This window comes from Vibrio zhanjiangensis, assembly GCF_030161235.1.
Taxonomy (GTDB): Bacteria; Pseudomonadota; Gammaproteobacteria; order Enterobacterales; family Vibrionaceae; genus Vibrio; species Vibrio zhanjiangensis.
The window spans coordinates 1-13,017 of the sequence record NZ_BSPW01000076.1 but is presented as its reverse complement, the minus strand read 5'-3'; the positions used below and the strand labels follow the sequence as shown (position 1 = coordinate 13,017).

At 43.2% G+C, this 13,017-nt stretch carries 9 protein-coding genes; 2 read left to right on the top strand and 7 right to left on the bottom strand.

All coding sequences use genetic code 11. The annotated features are described in order from the left end of the window. The first annotated feature begins 108 nt into the window (after positions 1-108). On the top strand, positions 109-1,233 hold the full coding sequence (locus QQK21_RS16430; RefSeq protein WP_348541508.1) for an ATP-binding protein: 1,125 nt from the start codon (positions 109-111) through the stop codon (positions 1,231-1,233). A 4-nt stretch (positions 1,234-1,237) separates the two neighbouring features. On the opposite strand, the gene QQK21_RS16425 is transcribed toward QQK21_RS16430, so the two are convergent. The 7 genes from QQK21_RS16425 to QQK21_RS16395 all read right to left on the bottom strand — a co-directional run bounded on the left by QQK21_RS16425 (position 1,238) and on the right by QQK21_RS16395 (position 11,976). Continuing rightward, positions 1,238-1,975 carry a hypothetical protein gene (locus tag QQK21_RS16425; RefSeq protein ID WP_284193271.1) on the bottom strand — a complete coding sequence of 246 codons (738 nt, stop codon included), beginning with the start codon at positions 1,973-1,975 and terminating at the stop codon, positions 1,238-1,240. Between the two features lie 173 nt (positions 1,976-2,148). After that, positions 2,149-3,459, bottom strand: coding sequence for a guanine deaminase (gene guaD / locus QQK21_RS16420; RefSeq protein ID WP_284193270.1), 1,311 nt, complete (start codon positions 3,457-3,459; stop codon positions 2,149-2,151). Between the two features lie 32 nt (positions 3,460-3,491). Next, positions 3,492-4,343: a xanthine dehydrogenase accessory protein XdhC gene (gene xdhC, locus QQK21_RS16415; RefSeq protein WP_284193269.1), complete on the bottom strand. Its 852-nt coding sequence runs from the start codon at positions 4,341-4,343 to the stop codon at positions 3,492-3,494. Between the two features lie 34 nt (positions 4,344-4,377). After that, a complete protein-coding gene (gene xdhB / locus QQK21_RS16410; RefSeq protein WP_348541507.1) occupies positions 4,378-6,699 on the bottom strand; it encodes a xanthine dehydrogenase molybdopterin binding subunit in 2,322 nt (773 codons plus the stop codon). Continuing rightward, complete coding sequence (gene xdhA / locus QQK21_RS16405; protein WP_284193272.1) at positions 6,692-8,125, bottom strand: xanthine dehydrogenase small subunit; 1,434 nt, start codon at positions 8,123-8,125, stop codon at positions 6,692-6,694. Before xdhA ends, xdhB begins: the two co-directional genes overlap by 8 nt. A gap of 267 nt (positions 8,126-8,392) precedes the next feature. Beyond that, the gene (locus QQK21_RS16400; protein ID WP_284193268.1) at positions 8,393-9,979 is read right to left on the bottom strand and encodes a S8 family peptidase; all 1,587 of its coding nucleotides are present in this window, start codon (positions 9,977-9,979) and stop codon (positions 8,393-8,395) included. 335 nt (positions 9,980-10,314) lie between these two features. Continuing rightward, complete coding sequence (locus QQK21_RS16395; RefSeq protein ID WP_284193267.1) at positions 10,315-11,976, bottom strand: methyl-accepting chemotaxis protein; 1,662 nt, start codon at positions 11,974-11,976, stop codon at positions 10,315-10,317. A gap of 519 nt (positions 11,977-12,495) precedes the next feature. Here QQK21_RS16395 and QQK21_RS16390 point away from each other — a divergent pair. After that, the gene (locus tag QQK21_RS16390; RefSeq protein WP_284193266.1) at positions 12,496-12,852 is read left to right on the top strand and encodes a YibL family ribosome-associated protein; all 357 of its coding nucleotides are present in this window, start codon (positions 12,496-12,498) and stop codon (positions 12,850-12,852) included. Positions 12,853-13,017 lie beyond the last annotated feature (165 nt).

Sequence of the window (13,017 nt, the reverse complement as noted above, 5' to 3'; positions counted from 1 at the left end):
GAATGTAAGGATACGACAGAGTCGAATGGTATTTATCCCGTCAAGATCCCTCAGTAATGACATAATTACGATAAACAGCATGATGTTGAGGTTTTTTACTCAACGGGTATCAAATGTGATTACAAGATCCGTTCAGATAAGACTAAGCTCGTGCAAATAATTAATAATTTAGGTTACAACGCGCTTAAGTTTACCGAGAAAGGGTTTGTTGATTTGTCCATCTCTATTGTCAATCAAGACCAGCAGGAGCAGCTTTGTATTCGTGTTAAAGACAGTGGTATCGGTATGACACCAGAGCAGCTTGATAGGGTGTTTCAGGAATTTACTCAAGCCGATGAATCCATTACTCGCAAATATGGTGGAACAGGGCTTGGCTTGTCTATCTGTCAGTCTTTAGTCTCTATGTTCGGTGGAACGATAAACGTCAACAGTACCTTTGGTAAGGGAAGCGAGTTTATCGTTAATATTCCGATGGAAGTCATAGAAGAAAAACCGCTTTTTGACCCTGCGCAGAAGAAGTGGGTACAAGTAATCGCTAGTAACCCTGATGTGCGTACATTGATTATTGAGGAATTAAAGGAGCTCGATCTCTATGATCCAAAAGGCTCAGTTGTGTTGTGCTATCTCAATAATGGTGAGCAGTTGGATGATAAACTTAGTCACGTTGTCGAGAATGAACCCAAGTCTATCTTAGTTTATGGCCATGTGAATACGCCTTTACCGCTAATGGATAACGCCAGGTTGCTGAGCAAACCTTATGATCTGTTGAGTTTGATTCGTTACTTGCAGGATGACCCACAGACCAAATCGGTCGAAGAAGGGGTTGATGTGGGAAATGAACGGCGAAAAGTCTCGGCTATGCTGGTTGAAGACATTCGTATGAATCAAATTGTGGCAGAAAAAATGTTGTCAACGTTAAGTGCGGAGACGACGACGGTGAGCAATGGTCAAGAGTGTCTTGATATGTTGCGCCAACAAACTTTCGACATTATTTTCATGGACATTCAAATGCCAGTAATGGATGGTCTCGAAGCTCTGAGGCGAATAAAGTCTGAGGGGCTTGCTCCCAATACCCCCGTGATAGCGTTAACGGCCAACACGTTTGATAGTGATGTAGAGCATTATTTGCAGCAAGGGTTTAGCAATGTGCTTAGCAAGCCATTTAAGCTTGAATGGTTGAAAGGCATACTTGATAAGCATGCCCTTAAAGAGGAAGGTAAAGATGCCAATTAGTGGGTTAGCGAGTTTTGATGCCTACCACCATTCCGACCCGCTGGTTTTCGATCCCAAGCATCCATTTCTTAAACGGATGTAAATTACCAAAATCGTAGCAATGAGCAGAGAAAACACTGCTAAAGCCTGCTTTTATAAGTTGCTCGCGCCAATATAATTCCGAGTTAAAACAGACTCCGACTCCTGCTGTGCGCGCTCCAAGCTGAGAGATAGGACGCTTGATAAGCCGTGAAGAAGTCAATTGATAGATTAGCTTACCTGGTGAGTTAGAGTGATCTTTGCCTTCATAAAAATTCTCAAAAATAATCACGATACCTTCAGGCCCAAGCATATCGTAGGCTGCCTTTAAAGCATTAAGCTGGAGGGTTTGGGTTTCTTCATAACACGGCGCAATAAAGTGATGCAGTGCCCAATTAAATTGAACCACATCGTAGTTTCGCAGAGCATTGAGTTGTTGATAGGTCTTATTGATCAGCAATTTGTTGCTATGTTGTTTACTCTTTGATGATTTGTGTGAATCAGGCTCAACGACGTCGACAAAACACCCCGGATATTGAGCAATGAGTTTATCGGCATATGAAGCATTTTCGCCACTCACGTCGAGAAAATGTGCTTGATGAGGGTTGTCGACATTCTGTTCGATGATGCTGCACACTAATCGAAACAGAGAACTATCGGAATATTCAACATCATGTTGAGCGGCTTCTTGCTGTGGATTAAGCAATCTAATATTTTCTGACATAACTAAACCCTCGCTGGTATCTGTATCTGATACGTTGCATATGTCATGCCTTAAGTGAAACAAGTTTAAGCTTTTGATTCTTAAAATAAATTATTTAAGATAAGAGTGAGTGGTAAGCGTATTCCTATTATGACTCTCATTTTGACCTAATCATCTCGTTTTGCAAACCCATCCTAAAGACTGCTATCAAAGGCTTTTTCACCCAAGATGTAGGTTTGATACACAGTACGATCATCTCCAAGAGTCATCAGTACAAAGAGTATTTCTTCGAGTGTATTGGCTTGCTCTGTTCTCACTTTTAGTAGTGGTGTTGCGTGTAAATCGAGTACAACAAAATCGGCTTCTTTACCTACAGCAAGATTGCCAATTTTATCATCAAGCTGCAAAGCCCGTGCACCACCAAGAGTGGCCAAATAGAGAGATTTTAGCGGGTGGAGTTTTTCATGTTGCAGCTGCATGACTTTGTAGGCTTCATTCATGGTTTGCAGTAAAGAAAAACTTGTCCCAGCCCCCACATCGGTCCCCATCCCCACTTTGACGTGATAATTTTCTAATTTAGACAGTTTGAATAAGCCTGAGCCAAGGAAGAGATTCGATGTTGGGCAAAATGCAATTGCGGAATCGGTTTCCGCTAGGCGTTGGCACTCTTTATCTGAAAGATGAACACCATGAGCGAGGATTGAACGATTATGTAACAGTCCATAGTGATCATAAACATCGAGATAGCCAGAGCGATCTGGAAACAACGCCTGCACCCATTCGATTTCTTTTGGGTTCTCAGAGATGTGCGTTTGCATATAAACATCCGGGTATTTTGCGAGAAGTTTTCCCGCCATTTCTAGCTGTTGTGGACTGCTGGTGGGTGCAAAACGAGGTGTGATGGCATAAAGGAGCCTATCTTTGTTGTGCCATTTTTCGATCAAAGCTTTTGAATCTTGATAGCCCGATTCTGCTGTGTCGGTTAGTTCAGTAGGGGCGTTGCGATCCATAAGCACCTTGCCCGCAATCATTCTCAAATGGCGTTTTTGCGCCAGTTCGAAAAAAATATCAACAGATTGCTTGTGAACAGTACCAAAAACCATCGCTGTGGTTGTACCATTCCTCATTAGTTGATCAAAAAATAGCTCGGCAGTGTGTCTTGCATAACTGGGATCGCTAAAGCGCATTTCTTCTGGAAAAGTGTAGTTTTCTAACCAGTCGAGTAATTGGTCACCATAAGAGGCGATAATTCTTGTTTGAGGATAGTGAATATGAGTATCAATAAAGCCAGAGGTTATAATTTTGTTATTATATTCCGTTATTTTTACATTTTTTGGCTGCTTCTTGAGTAGTGCTTGAGCATCGCCTATATCAATGACATATCCATTTTCAATGACCAGAAGGCCATCTTCAAAGAATTGATAACAATTGTCGAGCCCTACATCTTTGGGGTCGGCAACACAGTGTACAATAGTAGCGCGATAAGCTTTGCGTTGACTTGCCATATTTACGTCCTTTGTTGGCTTGTAGTCAGAAGTTAGGCGATCTTATCTTTAACGGATACGTCATCTTGGTGGCTGTGTTCTGCTGCCAGAGTATCGCGTTGATGCTCTTGGGCTATCCCTTGATAGTGCATGATAAGTTCTCCTGCTATCGACACGGCTATTTCAGCAGGGTGCTTACCATTTACGTTAGGCAGACCGATTGGACAAATAAGAGTGTTGATTTGTTTTTGCGAATAATCCCGTTGAGCTAAACGCATCTCGAATCTTTTTCTTTTTGATTGTGAGCCTATAACACCAAGATATTGACTATCACCTCTATCTAGTATGGCCCTTGTGAGCTCAAAATCTAATTGATGATTGTGCGTCATCACTAGGTAGTAGCTACCGGCGGGCTGGCAAGTTACATCCGATAGAGGATCGTCAGAGATCAACTTAGTCACCTTGCTTGGGATTGAATCTGGGAAAATATCCTCTCGTTGATCAATCCAAGTTGTTCGAAAAGGTAGGGTTGATACAATATGAACTAACGCCTGCGCGACATGACCGGCGCCAAATATAGTCAGATGCTTGCTATTGAATCCAATAGGTTCAAAGCTCAGTGTCACTGCGCCACCACAGCATTGACCTAACCTCGCCCCAAGATTAAATCTTTCTAGTCTTGGGGATGGGTTTCCCGATGAGAGCATTTCTCGGGCAATACGTGTAGCAAGATGTTCTAAGTGTCCGCCCCCTATCGTTGCTATTAGACGCTGAGTTGTAACCAGCATCTTAGTACCCGCATCTCTTGGTGCAGAACCCTTGGTTTCTAATACAGTCACTATCACGCAGGCTTCTCCTGTTTCTTGTAAATGACCTAGCATATGAATCCAATTGTCGCTGTACATGAGTTTCTCCCTTAATGATTTCCAGTTGTTGTGGCTAGGATCGGACATTCTTTACTGCCTGAATGGCCATTAGCACTCTTTCTGGGGTTGCAGGTGTATTTAGATGTGGGGCGGGACCTTTGGGGGATACGGAAGCAATGGCATTTTTCAATGCGCTCCAAACGGAAATGGCAAGCATAAATGGTGGTTCGCCAACGGCTTTTGAATGAAACACTGTGTCTTCTGTGTTGGCATGGTTTTGTAGGAGTTGAGTATTAAACTCAATCGGCATATCGGTAATCGTAGGTATTTTATAGCTTGCTGGTCCGTTGGTGGTGAGACGACCTTGCTCATTCCAGCACAGTTCTTCTGTAGTAAGCCAGCCAACACCTTGAATAAATCCACCTTCTATTTGTCCAATATCTATTGCAGGATTGAGTGAAGCTCCAACGTCATGCAAAATATCGACACGAAGCAGCTTGTATTCACCTGTTAATGTATCAATAACGACTTCCGAACACGCCGCCCCATAGGCGAAATAATAGAAAGGCCGACCTCGTGCTTTATCACGGTTATAGTGGATCTTTGGAGTACGATAAAAGCCAGTACTTGATAAAGACACTTGGTTCAAGTAGGCCAGTTGAATCAAATCCTCAAATGGTATGATTGCATTACCGACAGTGATAGTACCATTTTTAAATACGATCTCTTGGGGTGATACCTTAAAGTGGTGGGCTGCAAACTTGATGAGACGCTTCTTTATCTTTATCGCTGCATTTTGTGCGGCCTTACCGTTGAGATCGGTTCCCGAAGATGCTGCCGTTGGGGAAGTATTGGGTACCTTGTCGGTATTGGTTGCCGTGATTTGGATTTTGTTGACGTCAACTTGAAACTCTTGTGCAACGATTTGTGCCACTTTGGTATTTAGACCTTGGCCCATTTCTGTCCCACCATGATTGAGATGGATACTGCCATCAGTATAAATATGTATCAGAGCACCCGCTTGATTGAGAAAAGCAGCGGTGAAAGAAATACCAAACTTAACTGGAGTAATAGCCAAGCCTTTTTTCAGAATTGGGCTTTGCTTGTTGTATTGGTTGATGGCTTTACGGCGCGCTCTATATTGGCAAGTTTTTACCAGCTTGTCGGTAATAGTGTCTAAGCAGTTGTCTTCAACTCTCTGGTGGTAGTGAGTCGTATTTCGACCTTTTTCACCATAATAGTTAGCTTTGCGGATTTCTAAAGGGTCTTTGTCAAGATAGTGAGCAATCTCATCCATAACATGCTCAATCGTCATCATGCCTTGAGGCCCACCAAATCCTCGAAAAGCAGTATTGGACGCTTTATTTGTTTTGCAGCGATGGCCCGTGATCGTTGCTGCACCCAAGTAATAAGCGTTATCAGAATGAAACATGGCGCGGTCAACAATGGAGCTGGATAGATCAGGTGAGTAGCCACAGTCCCCAGAAACTGTGATATCCACACCTTCTATCACACCATCATCATTGAATCCGACTTTATATTGATTGTAGAAAGGGTGCCTTTTCCCGGTAATCATCATGTCTTCCATACGGGAAAGACGCAGTTTTGTAGGTCGTTTTGTGATGCTAGCAATGACAGAAACAAGACAAGCGGGTATGGCTGCCTGTGTTTCTTTGCCGCCAAATCCCCCTCCCATTCTGCGGATTTCGACCACCACCTTGTTCATGGGCAAATTAAGCACTTGGGAAACTTTATGCTGTACTTCCGATGGATTTTGTGTGGATGAGTAAACAAGCATTCCTCCATCTTCCATCGGGATGGCACTGCTTACTTGTGTTTCAAGATAAAAATGTTCTTGTCCACCAATTTCCAGTTCCCCTTCAATTCGGTGTGTAGCTCGCTTGAGCGCTTGACTAGAGCAACCTCGTTTTTGTTGGTGGCTTTCGGTGACAAACTGTTTGTTCTTCAACGCCTGTTTCACATCGAGTATGTAAGGAAGAGGTTGATATTCAATGATCGCTGCTTGAGCCGCTTTGCGGGCAATATCATAAGTATTGGCTGCGACGGCAAAGATAGGCTGACCAAAGTACTGGACTAAGCCGTCTGCAAGGAGCGGATCTCCAGGTAAAATTGCACCAATGTCCAGTTCCCCTGGGATGTCTTGGTGTGTAATGACAGTTTCAACACCTTCAAATTCATAGCAAGGAGACGTGTCTAACTTGGTTATATTTGCATGTGCCTGTGTGCTAAATCCCACATAGACATGAAGTTGGTTTGGGTAATCGAGCCTATCATCAACGTAAACTGCTTCACCAGCGACTTGTTTATCGGCACTTTCATGTTTGATGCTCTTGCCTACACCTGTCTTTAAGGTGTGCTTGTGTGATTTAGACATAGAAAGTCACTCTGGTTTCGACTTGGTTTTTAAGATAGTGGGTTTCAATAAATAAGCGTTGAAGCATGTTTGCGGCGACGGTTGCTCGATACTCTTTGCTCGCTCTAAAATCGCTGAGCGGTTTGAAATCTTGGCTTAGTGATGTCATCGCAGATGCAATAGTTTCTTGGCTCCATGAATTGCCGATAAGAGCGTTTTCGCAATGAATCGCTCTTTGGGGAGTTTCCGCCATACCACCGAAAGCAACACGAGCATTGATGACCGTATTGTTTTGAACTTCAATGTTAAAAGCACCACATACTGTTGAAATATCATCATCAAGGCGCTTAGACAGTTTGTAGGCGTGGAAAGTGTTTTTCGCTTTGAGTTTAGGTATTTGGATTTGCTCAATGAACTCGCCTTTTTCAAGAGCGGTAATTTTGTAACGTATGAAAAATTCTTCGAGAAGCAGTAATCGAGTTTTGTTTTTACACCTGAGTTTGAGCTTGGCATTTAGAGCGATGAAAAGCGGGGCGAGATCGCCGATAGGGGAGGCATTGGCTATATTCCCCCCAAGCGTACCTGAATTGCGTATTTGTGGCGACGCGAAGCGGTGTAAAAGTTCATCAAAAGCAGGGAAGTGATTGGCCAGCGTTTGAGCCGCGTCAGTAATACTCGAGTTGGCTCCGAGGTAGAGTGTATCGTTCTTTTCATAACATACCTTCATATCCTCAACTAAATGTAGGCAAATAAAGGACTTTATTTGCCGATGAAGCTGAGTGACTTCTAAGGCGAGGTCCGTTCCTCCAGCGACCAGTCTAGCACTTGGCTTTACATTGTAAATTTCTGCTAGTTCGTTAACGCTGCGCGGTAGATAAGCAGTCAGTCGCCCCAATTTGAGAGAGGCGGGTTTCTGGATAAGAGCCTCAAGCTGTGAAATGGTTGTTTGCTCTAAATGGCTAAAATGATCAGCCAAAACTTGCTCAGATGTAAGAGAGAGTGCGGCATCTAGGATACTTCTATACCCAGTACAACGACATAAATTTCCTGACAGGGATTGCAAAATATCTTGTTTGTCAGCATTAGGGATATTTTTTGACAGGGCAAACATAGACATGATGAAGCCGGGTGTGCAGTAGCCGCACTGAGAACCATGATAATCAACCATGGCTTGTTGCACTGGATGTAGCTTATCGTTTTCTTTTAAGTCTTCTACGGTAATTAGCTGCTTTCCGTGTACTGACGCAATAAATGTGATGCACGCATTTATGGACTGATACTGAAGTTGACCGTTTTTGACCTCAGCTAAAACGACCGTGCAGGCTCCGCAGTCTCCAGAAGCGCACCCTTCTTTTGTTCCCGTCTTTTTTACTTGCGTTCTCAAATATTGCAAAACAGTCATATTTGGTGAAATTTGATGTTCTTGTTTGACTTCTTGATTGAGCATAAAAGTAATCAAGAGACCTCCAATGTCTTGTGGCTAAATGGTTGTTCGCTAATAGGAAAAAGCTAGAGTTTTTGTGAGCATTTTTAAGTATATGAATACAATTGGTAATTTTCTAATGCGGCATTTAAGTTATTGCTGCTTGAATATGATGCCAATTGGTTTGGCTGTGAGGAAGTCAATCTTTTTAGTCAGAGAATGTTTTTTCGAAAAGTAGCAATGCCAGTCAAGCAAATCGACTGGCATTGTTATTGTGTTGGACGTTAACGTTTAGTAATTTGCTTTTAGTGTCACTCCGCTGTATGTGCTGTATGCGTTAAGCATGACGTGGTATCGTCCATTTTGTGTGTTGGAAATAGTACACACTTCATTGTTGCCATAGCGATAAGGGCGGCAATCCCAAGTTCCTGTTGTTGGCTGCGCGCCAAAGCGCACATATAAATCCGCATCGCCGGAACCACCACTGGTCGTTACTGTGAGAGTTTTACCCGCAGGAACATCGATGTAATATTGTTTCTGTTCACCACGGCTTGCGCTGAGATTGTTAACTGGGGTACCGTTGCTGAGCTCTCCGTCTGGTGTTGGAGTCGGTGGGTTACAATCAGGTTCACATCCGCTATCGTTAAGGCTATAAACCAGCTTGTTTACTGTACCTCGAGTATCACTTATTTTGCCAGTACTTGCTCTATTTCCAATTAGGCTAGAAACTTGAGCTGGCGACAAAGCGCCATTTTCACTTAGATAAAGCGCTGTGACCCCTGCAACATGAGGTGCTGCCATCGAAGTGCCACTGATAGTTCTATAACCACCATCGTACCACGCAGACTTGATATTTGAGCCGGGTGCAAAGACATCAACACAGCTTCCCCAGTTAGAAAAACTTGAACGGGAATCACTATTTGTTGTAGAGCCAACAGTGACACCACTTGGTTCACGAGCGGGTGAAGAATTACATGCATCAGCATTAGAGTTTCCTGCTGCAAGTACGAAGCTAACACCTGATTGTACGGCACTTGCGACGGCACTATCTAATGAACTAGACACCCCTCCACCTAGACTCATGTTCGCCACCGATGGGCCCGAAGCATTGGCTGCTACCCAGTTGACGCCACCGATAACACCTGAATTGGAACCAGAACCTTGGCAGCTCAGCACTCGAACACCCACAATGTTAACATTTTTGGCGACACCGTATTGGCTACCGCCTATGGTCCCCGCCACATGGGTACCATGTCCATGGCAGTCAGTGGTATCGTTGTCGTTGTCTACAAAGTCATAGCCAGACCTTGAGCGGCCACCAAACTCAGAGTGGTTATTGCTCACACCCGTATCAATAACATAGGCGGTGACACCTGTTCCGTCGTAGTTGTAGGTGTAGCTACCGCTTAGTGGTAAGCTTCGTTGATCAATGCGATCTAACCCCCACACTGCGTTAGTTTGGGTGCCTTCATCGGATAACACTGGATCGATAGAAACAATTCGGTCTTGCTCGATATAATCAACCTGTGGATCAGAGCGAAGTGCTTTCAGTTGCTCTTTGCTTAGTGTGGCAGAGAATCCACTTAGCACGTGATCATATATTCTCTCTGTCTGTATAGCGTGCCTATTTGCCAAACCGCTTACTGTTTGTTGCGTAAAGTCGACGAATGCTTGAGAGCCTTCAAGCATCATTGCTGGCTTTTTAAGTACGACGATATACTTATTTTTGATGGCTTTTTCATTTGCGACTGTGAGTAAAGGAGCAAGGTTTTGACCTGCGACAGAAATGGATTTGACCTCGCCTTGTTGTGCAAGCCCTGACGTTGAAATTAGTGAAAACGCTGAGGCAATACAACAACTTATAATCTTATTATGCATGTTACTTTCCTTTGAGTAGTAGAAGATATTGTTGAACTTGGCCTACGACAAACATCAAGCATTTGATTTGTTTTTGGGTTCTTGAAGAACCTATCTACAAGTTACACACAAATTACGCACATAGAAAAATTGGGGCATTTAATTGTGCTAATTAGTCAATAACTTTGCGTGTGATTTAGGGAAATTATTGAAAGATAAATACGCAACTACGTTTTTATTGAGACGCACTTCAATAATATGAGCTTTTACTCTCTGGCTTTGGGGTGACGTGCTAAGAGGACAGGAATAGTAAAAGAAGGATAAAAAAGCCCGCTCAAAGCGGGCGTGGGAAAGGGTTATACTTTAAACCGGCCGACCAAATCATAGAGTTCGTTTGCTCTGTGATTGAGTGCTTGGCTGCCTGATTTATTTTCGTTCGCCAGCTCAGCAGATTGAGAACTTTGGTCTGAGATAACCACAATCCGCTCGGAGATTTCCTGACCGACAATACTTTGCTCTTCTGTTGCTGTCGCGATAAGCGAGTTCATATCCATAATGGTACCAATGGATTCTTGAATTTGAACAAGTGCTCTGGCAGCTGCGTTGGCTTCTTCTACTGTACTTGCACCGCGTTTTCGACTTGATTCCATTGCTCTCACGGCGTCGTCTGAAGCGGATTTAAGCTGCTCAATCATTTGATGAATTTCGCCTGTACTGTCTTGAGTTCGGCTTGCGAGTTTACGTACCTCGTCTGCGACCACCGCAAATCCGCGCCCTTGTTCGCCAGCTCGAGCCGCTTCTATAGCGGCGTTAAGCGCCAGCAAATTGGTTTGTTCGGCGATATCTTGAATAACCTCAAGAGAAGATGAGATATTTTGAACGTCACTTTCTAAGCGAGAAATAACCCCATTTGCTTTAGACACTTCCTCGGCAAGGGCTTCGACGGATTTCGCCGCTGAGTTGACAATATTTTGTGCTTCTTTGGCATTGTCGTCGGCTTCTTTCGCTGAGTCCGCTGCTTGGCTTGCGTTGTTCGATATTTCCGAGGCTGTGGTTGTCATCTCGGTCATCGCAGTGGCGACTTGCTCTGTTTCTTCGCGCTGTCCAGAGGCCAGTTCATCCACTTTGGTTGCTCGCCCTGACATATTGGTCGTTTCAGCCACTACTTGTTGTCCGACTTCACTTACACTGCGGATGATGGTTTGAAGGCTAGCAACAAAGGCATTGAAGTTCTTGCTGAGTCGTGAGAATTCAGGTGCTTTAAAATCTTCCATTCGTGCTGTGAGATCGGCATCTCCACTCGCAAAGGATGTGATAGAAGCATCGAAAAGTTCTAGTGGTTTAAGAATGGTACGGTTTACCCCAACCGAAAATACTGCAACAATAGCCGCGATGATGATACAGAAAACAATGATAGCGGATAGCGTTTCTTGCAATGCTTCGGTGGTGGTGTTTTCCATGTCGGTGACAATAGCATCAATGTCATCGGTATAAAAACCGGTACCCAGCATAAGATCCCACTCGGAAATGTAGATAGAATAAGCAAGTTTAGGTAAAGCGACGGTTTCTCTGGGTTTAGGGAAGTAATAGGTAGTGAAATCCCCCGTTTTTGAATTGCGAATGAGATCACGTATGAGATAGTTACCTTGTTTATCCTGCAAATCCCATAAGTTGTCCCCAAGCCCTTGGGTGTTGTTGCCCTGAATTCGTTTAACACCATTAGAATTGTAGCCAAACATATAGCCAGTTTTACCGTATTTGAGTGCTTTTAAAATTGGCGTGGCCTCCTCAAGGCTGGCTCCTTTATCAAGCAAAGGTTGCACTGCAGACTGTGCCATTTGGAGATAGTTTTTAAGTTCCTCTTTTTTCATCTCCATCATGTTATTTCGAGTGACTTCAATTTGCTGAGCATTAAGCTCATTGGTTTTTACATAGGTAAAACCAAGCATACCCAATGCGATGATTAATAAAGGTACGAGGGCCAAAATGTAGAGGCGGCTTCGAATTGTAAGGCTCATACAAACATCCTGTTTTCAGTGGTTCTTAGGGCGCCAATGTTAGTGCCAAGTTACGTTAAGCTGAGTGTCGATCCACACCTATCTCAAAGTAGAGGAAGATTGGTAGTAGAGCTTACTCAACCGTTTACTATTTTAAGATTAGTCAATATGCAGATATAGGCACACCTTATTGATAAAATAATTTTTAATTTTTACTGAGTTTAGTGGGGGTGGGCTATTTGAGTTTGTCTAAATTACTGATTAATAAATATATTGTGTTAGTGTTCACATCCGTTATTGCTGATTGTCTGGGGAGCTTATAATCGAATATTGGATACGGGATGAATGGGTTTTAGTCAACACAAATAGCCGAATGTCGTGTGTCTAGTTTATTGAATTAGATAAAGCAGCGTAGATTTCACCAGCATTGCTGAATGATAGTAACAGCTCGAAGTTTATTAAAACTTGGTTGTTTGGCGATACAGAGCACGGCTTCTGTGGTAAGCTCGCTAACCTTTTTGTTTCCCAGAGAATCATGCAATGAGCACCAAGCAAGAACTGCAAAACATTACTAACCGCCTTGACCAATTCCAGCGTAAGTTGGATTCTGCTAAAACTCGTGGTGACCAAGAATTGGTGACAAAATTTGCTGATGAAATCGAGAAACTCAGCAAAAAAGCCCATGTGATTAAAAGTAAGCAAACATATGATTTAAATAAAGAGCGTAAAAAACTGAAAGCCATGGCTTTTTCTCGCGAAATTACCAAGGCAGAACAGGCTGATATTGGTAAATTAAAAAAATCGGTTAAAGGCCTAGTAGTGGTGCATCCCATGACTAAGTTGGGTAAGTTTCTCGAGTTAAATGTGATGACAGGCTATGCTCCCAAACCATTTTGATTTTTTGCTTAAGATGGACAAAATAATACTTGTATCTTGTTGATATAAATGAATTGTTATAATACGTTGACTTTCTTTTCTCTCATTTTCAGGAAGTAATATGTGTCATTACTGAGGGATCTTGACGGGATAAATACCATTCGACTCTGTCGTATCCTTACATTC